Origin of the sequence: Psychroflexus salarius, assembly GCF_900129035.1 — a bacterium.
Taxonomy (GTDB): Bacteria; Bacteroidota; Bacteroidia; order Flavobacteriales; family Flavobacteriaceae; genus Psychroflexus; species Psychroflexus salarius.
Window position 1 is genome coordinate 195748 of the sequence record NZ_FQTW01000003.1, and the last position, 24332, is coordinate 220079.

At 34.5% G+C, this 24332-nt stretch carries 21 protein-coding genes; 12 read left to right on the plus strand and 9 right to left on the minus strand.

The genetic code is table 11. The features are described from left to right. Window positions 1-3 precede the first annotated feature (3 nt). Window positions 4-2343, minus strand: coding sequence for a S9 family peptidase (locus BUB82_RS05620; protein WP_073192627.1), 2340 nt, complete (start codon window positions 2341-2343; stop codon window positions 4-6). A 67-nt stretch (window positions 2344-2410) separates the two neighbouring features. On the opposite strand from BUB82_RS05620, the gene BUB82_RS05625 reads away from it, so the two are divergent. Together BUB82_RS05625 and BUB82_RS05630 are read left to right on the plus strand one after the other, a co-directional pair. Next, complete coding sequence (locus tag BUB82_RS05625) at window positions 2411-3283, plus strand: ChaN family lipoprotein (RefSeq protein WP_073192628.1); 873 nt, start codon at window positions 2411-2413, stop codon at window positions 3281-3283. Between the two features lie 70 nt (window positions 3284-3353). Then, on the plus strand, window positions 3354-3995 hold the full coding sequence (locus BUB82_RS05630) for a 2OG-Fe(II) oxygenase (protein WP_073192629.1): 642 nt from the start codon (window positions 3354-3356) through the stop codon (window positions 3993-3995). On the opposite strand, the gene BUB82_RS05635 is transcribed toward BUB82_RS05630, so the two are convergent. Continuing rightward, window positions 3992-5770, minus strand: coding sequence for an ABC transporter ATP-binding protein (locus BUB82_RS05635; protein ID WP_073192630.1), 1779 nt, complete (start codon window positions 5768-5770; stop codon window positions 3992-3994). The two genes, BUB82_RS05630 and BUB82_RS05635, sit on opposite strands and share 4 nt — an antisense overlap. Window positions 5771-5990: 220 nt before the next feature. On the opposite strand from BUB82_RS05635, the gene BUB82_RS05640 reads away from it, so the two are divergent. Continuing rightward, window positions 5991-6458: a CBS domain-containing protein gene (locus tag BUB82_RS05640; protein WP_073192631.1), complete on the plus strand. Its 468-nt coding sequence runs from the start codon at window positions 5991-5993 to the stop codon at window positions 6456-6458. Between the two features lies 1 nt (window position 6459). Here the strand turns inward: BUB82_RS05640 and BUB82_RS05645 are convergent, their stop codons facing one another. The 3 genes from BUB82_RS05645 to rnr form a co-directional block, all read right to left on the minus strand. Then, the gene (locus tag BUB82_RS05645; RefSeq protein ID WP_073192632.1) at window positions 6460-7026 is read right to left on the minus strand and encodes a hypothetical protein; all 567 of its coding nucleotides are present in this window, start codon (window positions 7024-7026) and stop codon (window positions 6460-6462) included. 54 nt (window positions 7027-7080) lie between these two features. Next, entirely contained in the window at window positions 7081-7989 is a 909-nt protein-coding gene (locus tag BUB82_RS05650; RefSeq protein ID WP_073192633.1) for a histone deacetylase family protein, read from the minus strand. A gap of 280 nt (window positions 7990-8269) precedes the next feature. Next, entirely contained in the window at window positions 8270-10480 is a 2211-nt protein-coding gene (gene rnr, locus BUB82_RS05655) for a ribonuclease R (RefSeq protein ID WP_073192634.1), read from the minus strand. 351 nt (window positions 10481-10831) lie between these two features. Here rnr and BUB82_RS05660 point away from each other — a divergent pair, with 351 nt between their 5' ends. Then, entirely contained in the window at window positions 10832-11074 is a 243-nt protein-coding gene (locus tag BUB82_RS05660) for a putative signal transducing protein (protein ID WP_073192635.1), read from the plus strand. A gap of 1 nt (window position 11075) precedes the next feature. Beyond that, window positions 11076-11849, plus strand: a complete 774-nt coding sequence (locus BUB82_RS05665) for an amidohydrolase (RefSeq protein ID WP_073192636.1) — start codon at window positions 11076-11078, stop codon at window positions 11847-11849. On the opposite strand, the gene BUB82_RS05670 is transcribed toward BUB82_RS05665, so the two are convergent. Together BUB82_RS05670 and BUB82_RS05675 are read right to left on the minus strand one after the other, a co-directional pair. After that, window positions 11836-13464 (minus strand): Ig-like domain-containing domain, encoded by a 1629-nt coding sequence (locus tag BUB82_RS05670; RefSeq protein WP_234949763.1) that lies wholly within the window; start codon window positions 13462-13464, stop codon window positions 11836-11838. The genes BUB82_RS05665 and BUB82_RS05670 overlap by 14 nt on opposite strands. Before the next feature lie 24 nt (window positions 13465-13488). Continuing rightward, complete coding sequence (locus BUB82_RS05675; protein WP_234949764.1) at window positions 13489-14085, minus strand: ComF family protein; 597 nt, start codon at window positions 14083-14085, stop codon at window positions 13489-13491. A gap of 255 nt (window positions 14086-14340) precedes the next feature. Between BUB82_RS05675 and BUB82_RS05680 the strand changes: the two genes are divergently transcribed. From BUB82_RS05680 to tsaB, 7 genes are all read left to right on the plus strand, one after another. Continuing rightward, window positions 14341-15882, plus strand: coding sequence for a glycine--tRNA ligase (locus BUB82_RS05680; RefSeq protein WP_073192639.1), 1542 nt, complete (start codon window positions 14341-14343; stop codon window positions 15880-15882). Between the two features lie 350 nt (window positions 15883-16232). Beyond that, window positions 16233-16934 (plus strand): ABC transporter ATP-binding protein, encoded by a 702-nt coding sequence (locus BUB82_RS05685; RefSeq protein WP_073192719.1) that lies wholly within the window; start codon window positions 16233-16235, stop codon window positions 16932-16934. After that, entirely contained in the window at window positions 16927-18168 is a 1242-nt protein-coding gene (locus tag BUB82_RS05690) for an ABC transporter permease (RefSeq protein WP_073192640.1), read from the plus strand. Before BUB82_RS05685 ends, BUB82_RS05690 begins: the two co-directional genes overlap by 8 nt. A gap of 1 nt (window position 18169) precedes the next feature. Then, on the plus strand, window positions 18170-19429 hold the full coding sequence (locus tag BUB82_RS05695; RefSeq protein WP_073192641.1) for an ABC transporter permease: 1260 nt from the start codon (window positions 18170-18172) through the stop codon (window positions 19427-19429). Between the two features lie 27 nt (window positions 19430-19456). Next, window positions 19457-20581, plus strand: a complete 1125-nt coding sequence (locus BUB82_RS05700) for an efflux RND transporter periplasmic adaptor subunit (protein ID WP_073192642.1) — start codon at window positions 19457-19459, stop codon at window positions 20579-20581. Between the two features lie 21 nt (window positions 20582-20602). Further along, window positions 20603-22051, plus strand: a complete 1449-nt coding sequence (locus BUB82_RS05705; RefSeq protein WP_073192643.1) for a TolC family protein — start codon at window positions 20603-20605, stop codon at window positions 22049-22051. A gap of 6 nt (window positions 22052-22057) precedes the next feature. Further along, window positions 22058-22726 carry a tRNA (adenosine(37)-N6)-threonylcarbamoyltransferase complex dimerization subunit type 1 TsaB gene (tsaB, locus tag BUB82_RS05710; protein WP_073192644.1) on the plus strand — a complete coding sequence of 223 codons (669 nt, stop codon included), beginning with the start codon at window positions 22058-22060 and terminating at the stop codon, window positions 22724-22726. Between the two features lies 1 nt (window position 22727). On the opposite strand, the gene BUB82_RS05715 is transcribed toward tsaB, so the two are convergent. After that, a complete protein-coding gene (locus tag BUB82_RS05715; RefSeq protein ID WP_143185649.1) occupies window positions 22728-23471 on the minus strand; it encodes a hypothetical protein in 744 nt (247 codons plus the stop codon). A gap of 3 nt (window positions 23472-23474) precedes the next feature. Next, window positions 23475-24314, minus strand: coding sequence for a mechanosensitive ion channel family protein (locus BUB82_RS05720; protein WP_073192646.1), 840 nt, complete (start codon window positions 24312-24314; stop codon window positions 23475-23477). Window positions 24315-24332: the final 18 nt, after the last annotated feature.

Genomic DNA, 24332 nt, shown 5'->3' on the forward strand with positions numbered 1-24332 from the left:
GGACTATTGACCGATTGTTGTTTCAAAAAGTTTTAAAATACGTTTATATTCATCTGTCCAACTACTGGGTTGAGTGAAACCGTGGCCTTCAACTGGGTAAACAGCCATTTCCCAATTGTCTTTTTTTAATTCAATTAAGCGTTGTGAAAGCCTCACCACATCTTGAAAATGCACGTTTGTATCTACCATACCGTGAGCGATTAATAATGGATCTTCTAAACCCTCAGCAAAGTAAATTGGTGATGAACGTCTGTAGGCTATTGGGTCCAGATGAGGTTCATTTAATATATTTTTGGTATAGGTATGATTATAATGCGCCCAATCGGTCACCGAACGCAAAGCCGCACCAGCAGCAAAACTTTCAGCTTCGTTAAATAATGCCATTAAGGTGATAAACCCACCATAACTACCGCCGTAGATGCCAATTTTTTCGGGGTTAATATTAAAATTTTCAACTAAGTATTGAGCGCCATCAACTTGGTCACTTAAATCTTTTCCGCCCATGTGACGGTAAATTCCTGTTCGCCAATCACGCCCATAGCCAGCACTTCCTCGATAATCAATATCTAGAACGGTGTAACCTAAATCAGCCAAAAGGTTATGAAACATATATTCTCTAAAATAGCTAGACCACCAATGGTGGGCATTTTGTAAATAGCCAGCACCATGTACAAAAATGACAGCAGCATTATTAGCTTGCTCAGTTTTTGGTTGGTATAATCTTGCGTATGGTTTTTGACCATCTTGCGCTGTGAATTGAATTAACTCTGGTGTACGCCAGTTATAAGCCTTAAATGCATCAGACTGTCCGTTGGTAAGCTTTTTGGGTTTAGCATTAGAGCGATTACGTTTTAAATACAATTCCCAAGGCGTATTTGCATTAGAATATCGAATGGCTAAGTATTTTTCGTCTGGTGATAAGCTCACTTCGTTGCGACCTTTCATTTGGGTAAGTTGTTTTTGTTCTCCACCAAAAACAGGCATTTTGTAATAATGGCGTTCGCCAGGATGTATTTTTGATGAAGTGAAGTACCAATGTTTACCGTTCTTAGAGAGTTTCGGATTAAACACTTCGTAGCGACCTTTGGTTAAAGCGGTTTGTTGTTTGTTGTAGGTATTATGAAGGTATAAGTGTGAAAACCCACTTGCTTCAGATTGATAATAAATGTGTTTGTGGTCTGGTAACCAACCTAAAACGCCACCATTGTAATAGGCATTTATTCCTGGGCCGCCAATCCAAGCCTCATCATGTTGATGGTCTAAGGCTTCTAATTGACCAGTTTTTAAATCAATTAAACTGATGTAACGGTCTTTGTTATCTTGTGTTCTAATATCTACCACGGCTCGTTTTGAGTCACCTGAAAAATAAACTTCAGAATAGGTAACCGATCTTGGTTCTTCTTTCCATTCGCGGTTGGGATATTCTTTTGTGTATTCAGGTAATTGCGAGATTTTAGGTAAGTTAGTTGGGTCTATTTTTGTGACCTCATGTGTTTTGGTATGATAAAGGTATAAAGCTGTTTTACGATCTTGATCGCCAACTTTAGATCGAGCTGGCAGATTTTTAGTATAACCTGAGGCATCAATAAAATCAGGAACTGAAGTCATTTTACTAGAACTTGGCACATAAGTTTGGAAGCTGATGTAATGCCCATCTTTACTGATATTAAAATTATAAGCACGTTCATTTCCTAAATAAAAGGGCTTTACAGAAGTATTGTTTTGTTCACGATAAGTTTTACGAGATTCTTCAGCTTTAACTTGTTGTTGAACTTCAGCGAGTAACTTTAAATTCTCTGATCTTAACCAGGCTTCTTTTTCGTTAAGTTGATCTTGATCTTGAGGCGCTTTTCCTTCAGTTAAAAAACTTAATTGTTGCACTTTAAAGTTCTCTAATTCTAGTTTGTATACATTTCCATCAATTACAAAACCGATGGCGTTTTTGGTTAAAAATTGAGGCGATGAAATGCGTTGAGGTAAGTCTAATAATAATTTTTGTTCATTTTTTTTAATCACATAATGAAACAAATTGCCATTACGTGTAAATACTTTTTCAGTGTGTTTTGCGTTTGAAACAGCGTTTTGTGGTATAAGTTGAGAAGCGTCAGTTGGATTAACTTCAGTAATGGTTTTTTGCTTCAAATTGAACGAATACAAAGAATCGGTTTCATTTTGTTCTGGATTATAGTTGAAGTATATTTTTTCAGATTGTTGTCCCCAATTTATTTGGCTAGGAAAATAGCCCATCCAATTGGGATTTTGAATAATTTTTTCTACGCTTAAAGGTGTTTGCGCTTGGGTTAAACAAACGGCTAAAAGTAAAATGTACCAGAACTGCTTCATAAGTTTTTTATTTAAAATAAAGGCTTAAAAATACGCAAAGCGATTATATTTAAGCAAAATTTAAATTATGACGTCAAAAACAGCTTTTCGTTTAATCTCACTCGTGGTGTTTTGTGTCACTCAGCTAAGTTTTAGTCAGCATAAACAAGCTTATCAGCTTTATAATTCAAATGGTCAAAACCTTGACTATAAAAAAATGATTGATAGTTTAGCGACAGCTGATGTTGTACTGTTTGGAGAATTTCATAACAACGCTATAGCACATTGGCTACAAATTGAAGTGACTAAAGATTTACACCAAAACAACTTAAATATGGTTTTGGGTGCCGAAATGTTTGAAGCCGACCAACAACCTGCCATTGATGCTTATTTAAGCAAAGCATTAAATGTGAAACAACTTAAAGATAGCATTAAGTTATGGCCAAATTTTAAAACAGATTATAAGCCTTTACTTGACTTCGCTCAGCAAAATGAACTTGACTTTATAGCGACTAATATTCCGCGTCGCTTTGCGAGTAATGTTTATAAAAAAGGCGGTTTTTCAAGTCTTGATAGTTTAACTCAACAGCAATTAAAATGGGTGGCGCCACGCCCAATTTTATTTGATCCTGAATTGCCAGGCTATAAAGCTATGCTAGAAATGATGGGCGATCATGCAAGTGTAGATATGGTAAAAGCCCAAGCCATTAAAGACGCCACGATGGCGCACTTTATTTTAAAAAACACCCAAGCTAATCAAGTGTTTTTACATTTTAATGGGAGTTACCATTCTAATAATTTTGATGGAATTTATTGGTACCTCAAACAACATCAACCTGAAATAAACATTCTTACTATTACAACTGTTGAGCAAGCTAAAATTAACCAGCTTGATGCTGAAAACAAACAACTGGCTAATTTTATTATTTGCGTAGATGAAGATGTCACGAAAACTTATTAAAAGTGTTGTTTGATATATTATTTCTAGCGTAATTTTGCGCGCCATCTTTTTAATTGATGGTGTAATATAAATGACAAAATCTTTACTTTCTGAATTAGTTTCAGCTAAAACCAATTCAACTTACGAAGCTATTATTAATGATTTACAATTGAAGCACTTCAGTTGTGTAGACCATTTTTTTAAACCAGAGTTGATCAATCAACTTCGGCAACAGTTACTTGACAAATATCAACAAGACGATTTAAAAAAAGCAGCAATTGGTAATCGCACAAACGAAACGATTATTAACTCTATACGTGGCGATTATATTCAATGGATTAATCACCAATCTAAAAATACCATTGAAGCGGCTTTTTTTAATAAAATTAATCAGTTTATAGAATACCTCAACCGTACTTGTTTTATGGGGATCTTACATCGTGAATTTCACTATGCCGTATATCCTGAAGGCACATTTTATAAACGGCATTTAGACAGCTTTCAAAGTGATCAACGCCGAAAATTATCGATGGTTTTGTATTTAAATGATCATCACTGGAGCATTAAAAATGGCGGTGAATTAGTTATTTATACCCACCAAAACACTACTGAAACAATTATTCCAAAACCAGGAAGACTAGTCGTTTTTGAAAGCCAGTTGCTCGAACATGAGGTTAAAAAAGTTAATAGCGGAAAGCGACTTAGTATTACAGGTTGGCTGAAAACACGTTAAGCATCAAATTGAATTGAGCTTAATTTTTTATACAACCCATTTTCTTGTTGAAGCAAATCTTCATGTGTACCTTTTTCTATAATTTGCCCATTTTCGAGGACCAAAATTTGATCAGCATTTTTTATGGTTGAAAGGCGATGCGCAATAACAATCGAGGTTCGGTTTTTCATTAATTGGTCTAAAGCTTCCTGAACCAATTTTTCAGATTCAGAATCGAGAGAGCTTGTGGCTTCATCTAAAATTAAAAGTTTAGGGTTTTTAAGTACAGCCCTAGCAATGGCAACGCGTTGTCGTTGGCCACCAGAGAGTTGAACACCGCGTTCACCTACTAAAGTGTTGTATTGGTCAGGAAAACCCATAATAAATTCATGTGCGTTGGCACTTTTAGCAGCTTCAATCACTTCATGTTTGCTTGCATTTGGTTTCCCATAAGCAATATTTTCAAAGATGCTGCCGCCAAATAACAACACATCTTGAGGAACTATAGCCATTTGTTGGCGTAATTCATGTAAACCATAATTTGAAGCAGGTTTACCATCAAATAAAATTTCACCGCTTTGAGGTTCATAAAATCGTAAAACAAGCGAGGCTAAAGTTGACTTCCCTGAGCCGCTTGGCCCTGCAATGGCAATCGTTTCACCAGAATTGGCTTTAAAACTAACGGAAGATAGTACCGGAAATTGAGCTCTTGACGGATAAGCAAAATTAACCTGATTGAATTCAATTTGACCCGAAATAATTTTTTTAGTTTCAGTTGAAGTTTCAATAGATTCAGGAATTTCATCAATTAAATCAAAAACACGTTCAGTAGCACCAATCGCTTTTTGTATTTGTGCGTATTGAATGGGTAAACCGCCAATCGATGCACCAACAAAAATGGTATATAAAATAAAAGTGACTAAATCGGCTTGGCTTAAATCGCCTGTATTTTGAAGTTTAACAGCCTGCCAAACCAGTAGTACAATGGCACCAAAAATGCAAAAAATAATAAATGATGAAAATGCACCTCGAGCTAAACCGCCTTTAATGGCTATTGCTTTAATTTTGTTGACCGACTTCTTGTAGCGCTTAATTTCAAACCACTCGTTTGTAAAACTTTTAACGTTGCTAATGCCTTGCAGGCTTTCACCGACAATAGTATTAGATTCAGCCACTTGGTCTTGGGCTGCTTTTGATAATTTTTTGATGAATTTCCCAAAAAAAACGGCGATAATAGCAAAAACAGGAATGGTTGCAAGCATAAGTAATGAGAGTTCTACCGATGTAAAAAACAGCGCCACAATTCCACCAACGACAATAATACTTTGACGTAAAAACTCAGCTAAACCTGTGGTAAATGTATCTTGAATTTGAGAAATATCGGCAGCAACACGTGAGTTTAATTCATTGACTTGACGACTTGAAAAAAATTGCATGGGCATTTTAATCAAGTTATTGTACGTATCTTGTCTAATTGTAGACAACATGTTTTCAGTAACATTAACAAACAAGACGACTCTAAAAAATGAAAAGACAGCTTGAGCTGTAAATAATCCTAGAAGAATTAATCCCATGCGATTAATATCGTCTACAGAAAAATCGGCAGTTTGAATTAAGTCTCCCATTAATTTTGGAAACAATAAGGCGGTAACACCAGTTAGTCCAAGAAAAATCATTCCTATAATTAATTTCCATTTATGTGGACCGATATATGTAAATAGACGCAAAGAGCGTTTAAGATTGCTAGCACTAAGCTTGGCTTTTGGAAGATCGTTCTGAGGTTTGCGTTTCGCCATAAATAAAGCTGCATTAAAACTGCAAATTTAAGTTTTCAGTTCAACTATTAAGATAAAGTACACTTAAAACTTCATTAATCTCTTTTTAATTCTTAATGATTTATTTTTAGTTAAATAAAACAAGATTATCAATTAATAAAGGTGTTAAAATATAAATATTATCAAAATATGAATTTTATTTTAAGTATATTAATAAAAATTAACTTAAAAAATAAAATTTATGGCAATCAAAAATTTTCAAGCGCAACACATCGGTGAAGTTAATGCTAAGGCTGAGAAAATTAGCGTTGCTGATTGTATGACTAAAGCGGTGGTTATTATTGAAGAAGGCCAATCGATTATTGAAGTGGTAGAACAGCTTACAAAACATCGTATATCTGGTGCGCCAGTTGTAAATGAAGATCAACGTTTAACTGGTATTATTTCTGAAGGTGATTGTATTAAGCAAATATCAGATAGTCGGTATTACAATATGCCAATGGAACAGACTAAGGTTGAAAACTACATGACCAAAAACCCAGAAACCATAACGCCTGATGTCAATTTATTTGATGCAGCTCAGAAATTTATTGCTACAAAATTTAGACGATTTCCTGTGGTTGATGAAGGTAAAATTGTGGGTGTTTTGAGTCAAAAAGATGTTTTAAGAACAGCCTTACTTCTCAAAGGTTATAACTGGAAATCTTAATTTAAAACCGGTAGCCTAATAAAAGACCGCCTCTAAAAAAGCTGTCGGGTGTTTTTTTGGTATTAAACGCAAATAGTCCGCCACCCAAATGGACTTGTATAACAATATTATGCTGGGTTAACCATTTATAACCAGCCATAAACCCAAGGCCAAAGTTAGACCAGTTTCCTATTTTTTCACTTTCAGTTAGATTAATAAACCTAAAGCGCTCTCCAAGACTAAATTGACTAAAGGCTTCTATAAAGATACCTGTGTGAGATGTTCTCGGCTGTAGAGAATATAAGTAGTTACGATAAGAAAAGCCTAAAGAAAATTCCTCTTGGTAGTTATTGTTAATCTCGCTATTGAAATTTTTATAAACAAAGGCACCAATACTTTGTTCTTTACCAAGCAAGTACTCGTAATTAAGCTCGGCTGAAGGCGTCACGAGAGCTTCAAAACCATCGAAACTGAGTTCATGAAACTTGGTTTTGTTAACTTCAACCGAAGTAGAGTCTTGGGCATAAAAGTTTATACTCAGTAATAAGCTGCAAAGTCCTAGAACTAATTTGAAATTAAGACGTGTCAAGTTTCACATGATTTAAATTACTTGATACTATAACTTAAAATTCAGGTTATTATTTTAATAATATATATTTTGTGTGATGCGATAGGTATTGGCGTGGGCTTCAATAATATGTTTGATGTCTTTAGAATAGCCGCCGCCCATACTAACTTCTACAGGGATGTTGTGGCTTTTGCATAAGTTTAAAACGTATTCGTCGCGGTTTTTGCAGCCTTGAATACTACAACCGAGTTTCCCTAATTTGTCTGTTGCCAATATATCGACGCCCGATAAGTAGAAGATAAAATCTGGTTGAAGCTTTTTAATGAGTTGAGGTAAGTGTGCTTTTAAAGTAGTTAAAAAACGATCGTCGTTAGTATCGTTTTCTAAAGCAATATCAAGATTTGAAGTTTCTTTCTTGAAGGGGTAATTGCTTTTACCATGCATTGAAAAAGTAAAGACGCGGTCATCGTTTTTAAAAATTTGAGCAGTGCCGTTGCCTTGATGCACATCTAAATCAATAATTAAGATTTGTTTTGCTAAATGGTTGTTTAATAGGTAATAAGCACCAACTGCTTGATCATTAATCATGCAGAAAGCTTCGCCATGACTGCGATAAGCGTGGTGAGTACCGCCTGCAATATTCATAGCAATGCCATTTTTTAATGCAAAGTTGCAAGCTTGAATGGTGCCGTTAGTAATAAGGCGTTCCCGCTCAACAAGTTCTGCCGATAACGGAAAACCAATTTTACGCGCTTGTCGTGGTTCTATATCTAGATTGTAGAGATTTGTAATATAGGCTTCGTCGTGCGCCTGTGTGATATAAATTTCGTTTTCTGGTAATATTTGGGGCTCAAAAAAATGATCCTGTTCGCAAGTTCCTTCGTGTAATAATTGCTTAGGAAGTAAATCATATTTTTCCATTGGGAATCGGTGGCCTTCTGGTAAAGGATGCTTGTATATCGGATGGAATGCTATTTTAAGCATGGTTATTTTTATGTTCAAATTTCATAAAAAAGCGAATTTTAGACTTTTAATTCTTGGTAATTTTATGGTAAAATTTATATTGTTTAAGTAAAATTAACTTAGAAACTCAACCTTAAATTTTAGAAATGCATTGTTAGCATTTAGAAAGTTTTAGCGACTTAATAAAAGAAGTAAAACGATATTTACAAACCTATCTAGAATAACTAATCAATTGTTATGTTGAAAGCCGACGTATTATATGTCGGCTTTTTATGTTGAAACAGGAAAACTGGTTATCTATTTAAATCAAGACTTCATCAGCAGCACCAAGAAGTTCAAAGTCGATGTTACGTTTAATTAAGTCGGCTTTTTTAACGCGAACGTAGACTTCATCACCTAATTGGTACATGGTTTTTGTTCGCCGACCAATAACCGCATAATGTTCTTGGTTAAAGTCGTAATGATCTCCTTTAATGTCTCGTAAACGCACCATCCCTTCGCATTTATTTTCGATAATTTCTACAAAAATTCCAAAGTCGGTTACGCCAGAAATTACCCCTAAGAATTCAGTATCTTCATGGTTTTGAATAAACTTGACTTGCATATATTTAATGGAATCACGCTCGGCATTGGTGGCTAATTTTTCCATTTCGCTGGCATGTTTACACTTATCTTCGTATTCGGTTTCACTTACCGATTTTCCTTGATCAAGATAATGTTGTAATAAGCGGTGAGCCATGACATCTGGATATCGCCTTATCGGAGATGTAAAATGGGAGTAATAATCAAAAGCTAAGCCGTAATGCCCAATATTTTGGGTTGAATAATAGGCCTTACTCATGGTGCGAATGGTTAAAGTATCAACCAGGTTTTGTTCTTTTTTACCTTGCACATCGTTTAATAATTTGTTTAAGGTATTGGCTATATTTTTATGATTTTTAAAATTTAAGTTATAGCCAAATTTAGAAACAACCTTATTTAAGGTTTCAAGTTTTTCGTCATCAGGTTCGTCGTGGCAACGGTAAACAAATGTTTTTTGGGTTTTCTGTTTACCAATAAATTCAGACACTTTTCTGTTGGCTAATAGCATAAATTCTTCAATAAGCTTATTGGCGTCTTTTGAAGTTTTAAAATGAACGCCTAAAGGCGAGTTATCTTCACTTAAATTAAATTTAACTTCAACCTTATCAAATGAAATAGCACCACTACTCATGCGTTTTAGTCGCATTTTTTTAGCGAGTTGATCAAGTTGTAGGATGGCTTCAATAATAGATTTTTCTACCGTGTAAGCTTTTTTAGTAAGACTTGTTTGCGGTGGTATTTGGCCTGATTTTGTTTCAATGATATGTTGGGCTTCTTCATAAGCAAAGCGTGCATCAGAGTAAGTTACTGTTCTACCAAACCATTCATTAACAATTTTGGTATCTGGTGTAATTTCAAAAACAGCCGAAAAGGTATATTTTTCTTCATTTGGTCTAAGCGAACATGCGCCATTAGATAAAACTTCGGGTAGCATTGGTACCACGCGATCTACAAGATAAATAGACGTTGCTCGGTTGTAGGCTTCTTCGTCTAAAATAGTATCGGGTTGTACATAATGGGCTACGTCGGCAATATGAATACCAATCTCAAAATTTCCATTATCTAGTGTTTTGAAGCTCAGTGCATCATCAAAGTCTTTGGCATCAGCTGGGTCTATTGTAAAGGTAAGCGTGTCACGCATGTCACGACGCTTTTTAATTTCTTCAGGGCGAATTTTAGTATCAATTTGGTCTGCAAAAGCTTCAACCTCTGGCGGAAACTTTTCTGGTAAGCCATAATCAGCTAAAATGGCATGCATCTCGGTGTTATGCTCGCCAGGCTTTCCTAAAACTTCAGTAATTTCTCCTGTTGGAGAATCGCTATCTTCTTTCCATTCAAGTAGCCTAACTTTAACCAATAAGCCATCATCGGCGCCGTTAAAATGATCTTTAGACACAAAGATATCAGTATACATTTTTGGATTTTGAACAATAACAAACCCAAAATGGTTCTGTTTTTGAAGCACACCAACAAAGTCGGTTTTATGGCGGTTAAGTATGCCTATAATTTCGCCTTCAGATTTAGATTGCTCTCTTTTTTTAAAGACAAAAACTTCAACTTCGTCACCATCTAAAGCACGGTTCAGGTTTTTTTGTTCAATATGAATATCATGCTCTAGGTCATCTACCATAACGTAGGCATTTCCTCGTGTTGTCATATCAACTTTGCCTGTATATAAATGGTCTTTAGTATTTAAGCTAAAATGGTGATTTTGATCTTGCTTTAGTTGTCCTTTAGCGGTTAATTGCCCTAAAAGTCTAATTAATCGGTTTCGGGTTTTGGTATCTTTTAGGTCTAATAAATCGGCAATTTGGTTAAAGCTGTATGATTTGTCGCGATGTTGGCGAAAAAAGCTTAATACTTTTTGACTAAATTTAGGAGAGTTGTGAGATGATTTTGTTTTTGATCGTCGTTGTTTTTTCTTACTCATAGTTTAATTTAAACGCTGCTAAGTTAGCATTTAATAATTTGATGCTAAACGCACTGCAATAAATCTTTGTTAAGTTAAAAGTAATGGGTAATGATTTGCTAACAATTTATTCATAAAAAGTGTTAAAAATTTTGTAAATTTGATAAAAATTATTTTATGTTAAAAGCTAAAAAAATCTTACTCTTGCTCATCATCATAGCTTTAGTAGGGTTTATAGCCGTTTTTGTCTATCTCAAATTAATCCTCAACCATAGTATCAATTAGCTGAGTTAGGGATTTTTACTTCAATTTTTTTCCTCTTTTTAACTAAATTTAAATCTTGTTTTTAATTAAAACAACGATATTTAAATTATGATTGATTATGTAAAAATTGCAACTTTTACTTATGCTTACGAGTATAGTATAATTCAGCATTTGCTAGAACAAGAAGGAATTAGGTATGTATTTCAAAACGAAACTGTTTTAGGTGTAATGCCATTTTACGCTAATGCTTTTGGCGGAATTTTTTTGAAGGTTCACCCTAATGATGTTCTTGAAGCTAAAGAGATTTTAGAACGCTTTAAGTCGCAGTCGAACTTAGATATTGTTGATTAATATGGAAGATTTATCATTAGCCTACGTGCAAACTGAATTATATTGGGAGCAAGCTGAGCAAAATCGAAATCATTTTGAAGAACTGATAGCAAAACATGCTGCTAAGACTGATATTATTATCTTACCTGAAATGTTTACAACTGGTTTTTCGATGCAAGCTGAAGTCAACGCAGAAGATTTTGAAACACATTTGCGTTGGTTCAATAAAATAACATCAACTTACAATGTTGCTGTTACGGGTAGTGTGATGTGTAAAGTTGGACATCAATTTTATAATCGACTTATTTTTATGAAACCAAATGGTGATTATTCAACTTACGATAAGCATCATTTATTTAGTCTCGCTAATGAGCAGAATGTCTATTCTGCTGGCCATAATATTTGTATGGTTAATTATAAAGGCTGGAAAATTTGTCCTTTAATTTGTTATGATTTACGTTTTCCTGTTTGGTCTAGAAATACACAAGCTTATGATGTTTTAATCTATGTTGCCAACTGGCCTGAAAAGCGTATTTTAGCTTGGGATGCTTTACTAAAAGCACGTGCCATAGAAAATATGAGTTATTGCATAGGTGTTAATCGTATCGGTAAAGATGGTAATGGCGTTAATTATGTTGGGCATTCAGCTGCCTATGACTATTTAGGGCAAGTATTAAGCAAGCATCATCCAGAAGCTGAAAATGTTACACATTTAAAACTGAATTATGAAAGCCAGCAAAATGCACGTCAAAAATTTGCTTTTTTAAATGATCGCGACCATTTTACTTTAAACTGATCCGCTGGACGTAATCAAAAAACGCACGAATTTCAAAAGGTTTTGGCTCATAAAGTACAACTTCAGGCTGTTTAGATTCTAAGTAATTTCCAGAATCCCAAACTCCATTTTTGTTGGTATCATAAATGAGTCTAAAATAATAAGTTCCAGGACTGATGTATCTAAAATTAAAGGTGTTACTGTTAGTATTGTAAAGGGATTTTATTAGTTTACCATCTTGATCAACCAGTTCGCCAATCACAGGAAATGTTATGATACCATCAACGCTTAATTCTAGATTTCCAAAATCAGCATACGAGGCTGTACTTACACGGTAGCTAATCGTATCGTTGGTTTCTTCATAAAAATCGGTAATCGCGCCAGGAAGCAAGTTAATGTTATAACTTGTTTTTTCAACTTTTTCAAAATTGAGTTCTAAAGTATTTTCAGCAGATTTTAGGCGGCTTGAAAAGTTAATTTTGGTTGAATCTTGTGATAAAACACTAATTTTTGAGGTGTCAATAGCTGAAATAGGCGTATTGGCTCTTAGCTTTAAAGCTTCAAAAAAACCAATTGCGCTACTTGGCGATTGACTTAAACGCAGAGAATCAAGCTCAATTTGCTTAGGATTAATTTCTAGCGTGTCAATTAATTGTCCTGCATTTTTAAATGTGAATAATAAACTATCTTTATCGATATAAGGTTTATACCAATATTGTAAAGTATCTTTTTCGGGATGCTTTAAAATGCGTGATTGAAAATTTATGCTATCGTCAAGTTTAGAAATTAATTTAATTTCAGGTGATTCGGGTTGGCCTTTGTATCCAAACTCTAATTGTAAGCGAGAAATTTGTTTTGGTCTGTTGACTTCAACCGGAATAAAGTCTTTAAAAACAATTAAATCATAAGTTTTCTGGGTTGGAATTTGAATTGTATCAGTCAAAAACCCTATTTTATCTGTATCAGATTCAAAAGTATAATTAGCGTTTTTGTCTTTAATGGCGAAGAGTTTATAGCTTCCTGCTTTAATGTTTTCTATTGTAAAAGCTGAAGTTGAATCGGTATAGGCGATATAAGTTGGTGGCGATTGAAACACTGTTGAGTCTGAGTAAGTACTGTCTAATTGGTATAGCACAACCGAAATATTATCTTCAGGTAGTCGCTGTTTAGCATCAAATACGCGGCCGCTAAGTTTCAAAGAATCTAAAATTGGGCCAGTTGAAAACACATATTTGAAATAGGGAAAAACATTAGCTTCATTATAATCTTCAATGCTTGTGCCAAAATTGATGGTGTAAGTTGTATTATCAAGTAAGGAATCGCGAGGCATTTCAATTGTAAATTCTTTACTTGGAGTGCTTGATGGAGTGATAACAGGCTTGTCTGCCAGAGGTGGCGAAACAATAATTTGCTGTCTTGGGTTATTTAGCTGAACAAATTCGTCGAATTTGATTATAACACTTTCATCATTATAATTAATGCTATAATTAGCTGGTTTAGAACTTAAAAATTGTGGTGGTTCTTTATCTTTTGGTCCGCCATCTGGTCTACCGCGTTGGGCACATGACCAAAGTGTGAGTAAAAAAATAAGACTTAAAATTGAGGCAATAATCGGTTTCAATGCGTATTTTTTCACAAAGAAACAATAATTATTTAAGATTTATCTATTCAAAGCCATGGTAGCCAGACTCAATTTGAAATCTGGTATAGGTTTTAGTGCTAAGTAGCAAGACTCTAAAGTAGCACCAGTGGTCGCTAAATCATCAACTAACAAGAGGTGTTTTTCTTTTAAAGTTCGAGTTGAACTGATGTAAAAACTATTTTCAATCATTTCAGTTCGTGCCATGCGATTTTTAAAAACTTGTGTTTTACTGTTAGATCGCCTTAATAATACGTGATCTATATAATTTGCTTTGAGGTGTTTGGCAATGCCTCGGCCGAAACCTTCAACTTGATTGTAGCCACGTTTCCGAAGCCTTTTAGGATGAAGCGGCACAGGAATTACAGCATCGACCGATTGAAAATGCTTACTTTCTTTAAGTAATTCGCCCATCCAATCTCCAAAAAATTCACTTAACTGCGACTGATTTCGGTATTTTAAATTGTGAATGGCTTCTTGTGAAGCGCCATGTTTTTGGAAATAAAACAAACATCGGGCTTGCTCAAAGTTAACACGTCCATAAAGTAAACTTTCAAAAGCAGGTTGTTGTAGTTCAACAGGATATTGTGCTATATTATGAAGGCAATGTGTACACAAAAAGGATTCTCGTGGGTGCAAAATGTGTGTGCATGCCCCACAGATTGTGGGGAACAAAAAGTTAACTAAACTATTTAGCACATCATAAAAGTAACTAAAAAATTAATGCAGCGCAAACCATGGTCTGTATTTTATATTTCTAACTCCTAGAATAATATGGTTTAATTTTTATTCTGCTAGAATAAGTCAATAATTAAAATGGTCTTTTTTAACTAATAATTAATGCGGTATGCCGCTATTTTATATTTTTGTGGCATGGCAAAAGGACAAGACAAATTCAAACAAGTTATTTCGCATGCAAAAGAATATGGATACATATTTTCATCTAGCGAAATTTACGACGGCTTAAGTGCAGTTTATGATTATGGTCAAAATGGTGTTGAGCTTAAAAACAACATCAAAAATTATTGGTGGAAAAGCATGGTGCAAATGCATGAAGAAATTGTAGGTTTAGATGCTGCCATTTTAATGCATCCCAAAACTTGGACAGCTTCTGGTCATGTTAATGCTTTTAATGATCCGTTAATTGATAATAAAGACTCTAAAAAGCGTTACAGAGCTGATGTTTTAGTTGAAGACTATGTTGAAAAATTAGAGCAAAAAGCACAAAAAGAAATCACTAAAGCTAAAAAGCGTTTTGGTGATAAATTTGATGAAGCAGAATTTGTAAGCACGCATCCTCGTGTGGTTAAATACCGCCAGCAGTCACAAGAAATACTTCAGCGTTTAGGGCAATCACTCAACGATGATAACTTAGCCGATGTAAAAGCTTTAATTGAAGAACTTGATATTGCATGCCCGATGAGTGGCTCTAGAAATTGGACCGACGTCAAGCAATTTAACTTAATGTTTGGTACAAAATTAGGCGCTTCGGCCGAATCGGCTTCAGATTTATATTTACGGCCAGAAACAGCGCAAGGTATTTTTGTGAATTTTGCCAATGTTCAAAAAACAGGCCGAATGAAAATTCCGTTCGGAATCGCTCAAATCGGTAAAGCGTTTAGAAATGAAATTGTGGCGCGCCAATTTATTTTTCGTCAGCGCGAATTTGAACAAATGGAAATGCAATACTTTGTTAAGCCTGGTGATGAACTTAAATGGTTTGAGCATTGGAAAGAGATCAGAACCAAATGGCACAATTCATTAGGCTTAGGAGATGATAACTACCGTTTTCATGATCACGAAAAATTAGCCCATTACGCAAATGCTGCTACTGATATCGAATTTAAATTTCCATTTGGTTTTAAAGAACTAGAAGGAATTCACTCAAGAACCGATTTCGATTTAAAAGCTCATGAAAACTTATCAGGAAAAAAACTTCAATTTTATGATCCTGAAATGAAAGAAAGCTATGTGCCTTATGTTATTGAAACCTCTATTGGCCTTGATAGAATGTTCTTAGCAGTTTTTTCAAGTGCGCTTCAAGATGAAGATTTAGGAGATGGTAATTCTAGAACTGTATTGAAGTTGCCAGCTATACTAGCGCCCGTTAAAGCAGCAGTTCTACCATTATTGAAACGAGATGGCTTACCAGAAATTGCACGTAAAATTGTAGATGAGCTAAAATGGGATTTTAATATTGATTATGATGAAAAAGATGCGGTCGGTCGTCGTTATCGCCGACAAGATGCAGCAGGAACGCCATTTTGTATCACTGTTGACCATGACACCAAAGAAGATGGTTCTGTAACAATACGGCATCGCGATAGTATGAAACAAGAACGTGTAAAAATTGAAGAATTAAGCTCAATTATTGCAAAATCAGTCGATTTTAAAACTTGGCTAGGTCAGTCATAATTTATAGCATCTAAAAAGCTGAAGCTATAAAGGCATTTTCATATTTGATTCAACTTTCAGCTAGTTAGGCTTTGCAATAGTTTTTAAGATACTTCAACTTAGCTGCAAATTTTAAAGCTTAAAAAGTTTTTAGTTTCAGCAAATAGTTGATGATTAAAGTTAACTATCAACTTCAGTACATTATATGTTTTATTGTTAAATGAATACTTCAAAATTGCTTTTTTCAGTAGCGGTTGTATATTAAAGGTGCTATCTGTAAGTAGATCCATTTTTTTAACATCATAATAACATATCTAATGTAACAATTGTAACTTTTATCAGTCTTACTATTGCAAGCTAAAATTAAACCTATGATTGAAATTAAAGATTTACACAAGTCATATAAAGTTGGTAAAAACGCATTACATGTTTTAAAAGGGATTAATTTTAGCGTTAAAGAAGGCGAGTTAGTCTCAATTATGGGATCTTCAGGCTCGGGAAAATCGACTTTACTAAATATTTTAGGCATACTTGACGAAGCCGATGAAGGTACTTACCATCTAGATGGTGTGCCGATTAAAAATTTAAATGAACGTATTGCTGCTAATTACCGCAACAAATTTTTAGGTTTTATATTTCAGTCGTTTAACTTAATCAATTATAAATCAGCTTTAGATAATGTGGCTTTACCACTATACTATCAAGGTATTTCTCGTGGCGAACGCAATGATCGCGCCATGAGTTATCTAGAAAAAGTTGGCTTAGCTGAATGGGCAACACATAAACCTAATGAGCTTTCTGGTGGTCAAAAACAACGTGTGGCTATTGCTCGCGCCTTAGCGAGTCACCCAAAAGTATTGTTGGCCGATGAATTAACAGGTGCACTTGACACTAAAACTTCTTACGAAATAATGGATTTAGTCCAGAAAATTAATGATGAAGGTAAAACTATTTTAGTGGTCACACACGAAGAAGATATTGCCCAAATGACTAAACGTATTGTTCATTTAAAGGATGGCGTAATAATTAATGACGAAAAAGTTGAACAAGTAAGAGCAATCGAAAATGTTTAGTTTAGAACGTTGGCAAGAGGTTTTTGAAACCATCAGTAAAAATAAACTCCGTACTTTTTTAACCGGAGTATCGGTTGCTTCAGGAATTTTTATCTTAATTATTTTACTTGGCGTTAGCGTTGGTATGCAAAACGGAATTGAAGAACAATTTGAACGTGATGCTTCTAACATCATCAACATTTATCCTGGTGAAACTTCATTAGAGTATAAAGGTCTAAATCCAGGTCGAAGAATTCAGTTTACCAATGAAGATTACGAACTCGCTTTAAGCAATAAAGAAGAAGTTGAACGTAAATCTTCACTTTACCGAATATGGAATGGTTTAGTTTCATATAAAAAAGAATTTGGTAGTTATCGCGTTGAAGGTGTTTTGCCAGACTATCAATTTCTTGAAAATGCTTCAATAATTGAAGGAAGATTCATCAATCAATCTGACTTAGAAAACTACGAGAAACACATTGTTATTGGCAATCGTGTTAAAAAGGACTTGTTTAAAGATGCATCACCCATAGGCGAATATATATCACTTTCAGGTTTAAATTTTAAAGTAGTTGGCGTATTTACAGATCCAGGCGGCGACCGAGAAGAAGCACGTGTTTATATTCCGTTGCGTACTGCACAAGTGGTTTACGGCGCTGGAAATAATATTCGTTCAATGGGATTTACTTTACCTAAAGTTGATGATTATGAGCAAGCATTAACCGAATCTAAAGAATTTACCGCTAAAATTGAACGCCAACTAAAAGCAAAACTACTGGTTAATCCGCTTGATACCAGTGGTATATTTATTAGTAACAATATAGAGAATACAAAAGAAATTTACCAGCTTATTTCGGCCATGAAAATCTTTTTTTGGTTTGTTGGCATCGCTACATTGTTAGCAGGCATTATCGGTGTAAGTAATATCATGCTAATTATAGTTAAAGAGCGAACTAAGGAAATCGGAATAAGAAAGGCACTAGGCGCTAAGCCTATGTCTATCGTAGGTATGGTTCTTCATGAATCTGTTTTTGTAACAGCATTTTCAGGAATTGTAGGCTTAATTTTAGCGCTAGCACTGCTCGAGTTTATTGGTCCTATGGTTGACTTAGACTTTATGGTTAATCCATCAGTTAATTTCAATATTGCCTTAACAACCGTTGTGATATTGATTGTTGCTGGTGCTATAGCTGGATTTTTTCCAGCTTGGCGAGGTGCTAGAATTAAACCAATTGAAGCATTAAGAGACGAATAATATGTTTAGTAGAGATAAATGGAATGAAGTAATTGAGTCACTGTCATCTAACTTATTTAGAACAGTGCTTACCGCCTTTGGCGTATTTTGGGGAATTTTCATTCTCGTCATTTTACTGGCGGCTGGCAATGGTCTTGAAAATGGCGTTAAAAATATTTTCTCGGGCATTTCATCGAACTCCATGTTTATGTGGTCACAAACAGCTTCTAAGCCCTATAAAGGCTTGCCCAAAGGAAGACGCTATAATTTTGACCTGGATGATGTAACATCAATCAAACAAAAAGTAAATGGCTTAAAATATGTATCACCAAGAAACCAACTAGGCGGTTTTGGCGGTGATAATAATGTTGTTCGTGGTTTAAAAAATGGCGCATTTAATGTTTATGGTGATTATCCAGACATCCAAAATCAAGAGCCTATGAAAATACTTCAAGGCCGTTTCATTAACCAAAATGATATTGAAAATAAACGAAAAGTTGCTGTTATTGGTGAAGGAGTTTTAAGTGAACTTTATGAAATAGATGAAAATCCGCTGGGAACCTATGTTAAAATACAAGGCGTTAATTTTATGGTCATAGGTGTCTATAAAAAACGTGGATTCGGTGGCGGAAATGCTGAAGAAGACCAAAAACAAATTTACACGCCATTTACGGCCTTTTCTCAAGCCTTTAACTACGGTGAAAGAGTTGGCTGGATGGCAATTACAGCAAAAGATAGCTATTCGGTTACCAATCTTAAAGAACAAATTTTTGATGTCATAAAAACCAATCATAAAATACATCCTGAAGATGACCGCGCCATAGGTAACTTTGATTTATACGAGCAATTCTCTAAAATTCAAGGTTTATTTATAGCCTTAAATGCAGTTGCTTATTTTGTGGGGATATTAATTTTACTTTCAGGTGTTATAGGTATAAGTAATATTATGTTGATTGTAGTAAAAGAACGTACTAACGAGATTGGCGTTCGCCGAGCACTTGGGGCAACTCCTTGGAGCATTAGAGGCCAAGTCCTTTTTGAGTCTGTATTTTTAACACTCATCGCTGGTATGGCCGGCATTGCTTTTGCAACAGGAATTCTAGTTATTATTAATTTTGTATTACCTGAAGGTGGCGATATACCATTTGCTAATCCTAGCGTTGATTTACCAACCGTTATTATTGCTTTATTGATATTAATTATTGCGGGATTATTAGCAGGATTTATTCCAGCCCAAAATGCCATTAAAGTAAAACCTGTTGATGCCTTAAGAACTGAATAAAAACCAAAAGACCTAATAATAAATAAAATGAAAAAAGTAGTTACCATTATTGTTCTAATAATCATTGTTGCGCTTTTTGGCGGATCATTGTATTATTTATATCAAAAAAATCAAGAAAGCCCAGAAGTTTTTAAAACAGAACAACCAACTAATGAAACCATTATTAGAAAAACAGTGGCTACAGGAACTTTAACACCTCGTGAAGAAGTAGACGTAAAGCCAAATATTTCAGGAATTGTAGATCAACTAATGGTAAAACCAGGTGATACAGTTGAAGTTGGTGATTTAATTGCACAGCTTAAAGTTGTTCCAAGTATCAATAACTTAAACTCAGCTAAAAACCAATTACGTCAGGCTCAAATTAATTTAGAAAATCAAGAAAAAATTTATAAGCGCCAAAAAGAATTGTTTGATAAAAGCGTTATTTCTGCAAACGATTATGACCTAGCTAAAAATAGTTATGACAACGCTAAGCTTGAGGTTACTTTTGCTCAGGAAAATCTAGAAATCATTAAAACAGGTACAAGTAAAGATGCCGGAAATGCTGCAACCACAGAGATTAAAGCACGTATTACTGGGATGATACTTGATGTTCCTGTTGAAGTTGGAGACCAAGTTATTGAAGCTAACAACTTTAATGAAGGGACTACAATTGCAACTATTGCCAAAGTAGACGACATGATTTTTGAAGGAAAAGTAGACGAGTCTGAAGTCGGTAAAATTGAAGAAGACCTTCCATTAGAAATTAAAGTTGGTGCTATCGAAAATACTACATTTGATGCTGTTTTAGACTATATCGCTCCACAAGGTGTTGAAGAAAATGGTGCTGTTCAATTTGAAATTGAAGGAAGCTTAAAAGATACTCAAGGTATTTTTATACGTGCTGGCTTAAGTGCAAATGCATCAATTATTCTTGAAAAAGCTGAAGATGTACTTGCTATAAAAGAAGCCTTAGTACAATTTGATAAGGAAACTAAAGCCCCTTTTGTTGAGGTTGAAACGGGTGATCAAGAATTTGAACGTCGTGACATTGAGTTAGGATTAAGTGATGGTATAAATGTTCAAGTATTATCTGGTATAGATAAAGATGACAAAATTAAGGTTTGGAACAAGGTTCAAGAACCTATGGCACAAAACCCAAGAAGAAGATAACAAATTTTGAAACTGAAGTTTATGAAACTAATATATAGTCTTGCTTTTGTGTTAGGCTTTAGCTTATTAAGTACACAAGCATTTGCCCAAGAACAACCTGAAGAATGGACGCTAGAAGCCTGTATTGCCTACGCTATAGAAAATAATATTTCGGTAAAGCAATCTGAACTTGACCTTGAAAATGCTGATATCAGTAAACGTGAAGCCATTGGTAATTACTTACCTTCTTTAAATGGAAATATCAGCAATTCATGGAATTCAGGTTTAACCCAAAACGTTACAACTGGTGTTTTAGAAAACCAAGTCACACGAAACTTTTCTCTAAGCACCACAGCAGGAATTACAATTTTTGATGGCCTGCGTAACTTAAAACAATTACAGCGCGCAAAGCTTGAACGTCTTTCTGCTCAATACGCCTTAAACCAAATGAAAGATAACATATCGCTTAATGTGGCCAATGCTTATCTTCAAATATTAGTGAGTAAACAACAATTAGACGTTTTATTAGAGCAAAATCTTGTAACGCAACTTCAAATTGATCAAATAAAAAAACAAGTTGAAGCAGGAACTTTACCCGAAGGCGACTTATATGAAATTGAAGCCACTAATGCGAATGAACAACAACAAATTCAAATCGCTAAGAATGATGTTAGAATTTCGAAAATAAATTTAGCTCAACTTTTATTATTGGAAGATTATCAAAACTTCAATATTGCCGATGATGACTATGAAATTCCGGTGACAGACATTCTATCTAAAACGCCTGAAACAATTATTGCAGAGGCTGAAAAAGAACGTTACGAAGTAAAATTAGCAGAACAAAATTTAGCACTCGCCGATAAAGATGTTGAAATTGCTAAAACTCAACTTTACCCAACTTTATCTGGTTTTTTAAATTATAATACAAGGGAATCAGACCGTCGTAGAACTGTTTCTGCTGGAATAGACCCTAATAATCCGACTCAGCAAATTGGTGTCGTTGAAGGCACAAACCAAGCTGTAGTAGCCCCAAATTTTGCTGTAGAAAGTATTGCTCCTCGAGACTTTATTGATCAACTTTGGAGAAATGATGGTTTATCATATGGGCTTCAATTAAACGTTCCTATTTTTAACGGACTACAAACTAGAAACACCATTGAACGCCGAAAAGTGAATGCAAAACGAGCTGAATTTCAATTAGAGCAAGCTAAATTAGATTTAGAGTCTAATGTATATCAAGTTTATGTTGATGCTCAAGGTGCTGCTAAAACTTATGAGGCTGCTCAAAAATCTGTCGATGCACAACGCATTGCTTATAATTATGCAAAAGAGCGTTATGATGTTGGTGTTTCTAACGCGTTTGATTTAAGTCAATCTAAGTTTAGGCTTACTAATGCAGAGAATAATCTAATCAATGCTAAATACGATTTCATTTTTAGATTAAAAGTTTTAGAGCTATACTTCGGTATTAGAGTAGTTGATTATAATTAAGCAATTTTGAGTTATATACTTTGCATAGAAACGGCAACAACTAACTGTTCTGTAAGCTTAGGTTTCGGAGAGAAGCTGCTAGAGGTAAAAGAATTGAATAGCAAAAATTATTCGCATGCAGAACAGTTGCACCCGTTTATACATAGCTTACTTTCTAATCATGGTATCACAGTAAAAAAGCTTTCAGCAGTTGCGGTTAGTGAAGGTCCTGGTTCTTATACAGGTTTACGCATTGGTGTTTCAGCAGCAAAAGGAATTGCTTATGCAGCAGAAATTCCATTAATTGCGACATCAACTTTACAAAGTTTAGCTTTACAGGTAAAACCCAAATCAACTTCAGATTTAATTGTACCAATGTTAGATGCACGCCGAATGGAAGTTTATACGCAGAGTTTTGCATCTGATTATAAAGCAATAACTTCAGTCGAAGCTAAAATTCTTGACGTTCATTCATTTTCAACTGAAGCCCACAAACGCCATATTCATTTTATTGGTGATGGTGTTGAAAAATTTGCTGAAATATCTTCTTTAACTAATAATGTTAGTTTTATAACGCAAAAACTTCCATCGGCAAGAGAGCAATTTCAACTTGCACGACAGAAGTTTTTAGCGAAAAATTTTGAAGATACGGCTTATTTTGTACCGTATTATTTAAAAGACTTTATTCCAGGATAAACTAAATTGAATTATAATAAGCAATTACACGTCTTAATTGATTTTCAACTTCCTTATCAGATCCTCTAAACTTAAAGTTATTTTCCTTTATGTAATCTTTAACCATATCTTGTTTTTCACCAAAGAAAGAGTCAAGAATGCGGCGTTTGTGGGCTTCTATTTTAATAAAGCTTCGACCACCATCTTTACTGATGTAATAATCAAATTTTGTTTCAAGTTTAGCAGGCTTGTCAGTATCATAAGTGCTAGTCGCTTTTTTGGGCGGCGTATATAATTGGTGATAGTTTTTTAGCAATAATGCTTCCTTACCTTCTTCACTTAAAATTGCCATATAACCGTTGTCAGAACCGCCTTTAAATACAGAACTACTGTTAAATAACTGAAACACTTCGCCGTCTATAACATACTTGTATTGGTTAAATCTTTCAAGCGATTTAACATTATCACTTGATATATTTTCTTTAATTTGAATTTGACCCTTATAGATGTTATATCTTAAAAAGGCATCAAAGCTTTGATTTTTCTTTGTGTCAATTACTTTTCCTTTTACAAATTCATCTTTTAAGTAAGGTGAACCATCGACATTGTCTAAGTTAATGCTTCCATATCTTGTATTGATATTATTATAAACATTAATATCTTGTAATCTTTTTGGATCAAAATTACTTGTGATTTGTGATTGCGCACTAAATGCAAATGACAATATTGTCATCGCAATAATGTTAGTTTTTAAATTCATCTTCATAGCTTATTCATTTTTGTTCATATTATATAAATGCACATCACGCTGAGGGAATGGAAATGATATGCCTTCGTTTTCTAAATCAACCTTTAATTTCTCTATAAAATCAAAGTGTAGCCCCCAAAAATCTTCATTTTTAGCCCAATAACGAACTGATAAATCAACAGAATTATCGCCAAGTCCACCAACAAAAACAACAGGTGCAGGATCTTTTAAAGTTCTATCATCATTACTAAGGATATTAAGTAAAACTTCTCTAGCTTTTTTAATATCACTATCATACGAAATACCTACGGTAACAACATCTCTTCTTGATGATTCATGGCTATAATTAGTTACCTTGTTATTAGATAGCTGTCCATTAGGAATCACAATTCGTTGATTATTTACAGTTGTTAAATAAGTATAGAATATAGATATATCAGAAACTGTGCCAGATTCTCCTTGCGCGTCTATAAAATCACCTACTTTAAAGGGTTTGAGCATAATAATCAAGACGCCACCAGCAAAATTAGATAGAGAACCTTGTAATGCTAAACCAATCGCTAAACCTGCTGCTGCTAGTATAGCCGCAAATGAGGTAGTTTCTACGCCTAGTTTAGAGATGACAAAAATAAAGAGTAATATCTTTAAGACTACGCTTAAAATGCTCAACGCAAAACCTCTAACACCTGGATCTACTTCACGTTTTTCCATTATTTTCTTGATTCTTCCCATGACTAGCTTAATAAGCCACAAGCCAAGAATTAAAATAACTAATGCGCCAATAATGCTTGGTAAATAACCAATTAAAGTATCTAAGCCGTGCTTGGCTAAACTTGTTAAATTTTCTACTGAATTGTTCATAAGTGTTAGGTTGTTGTT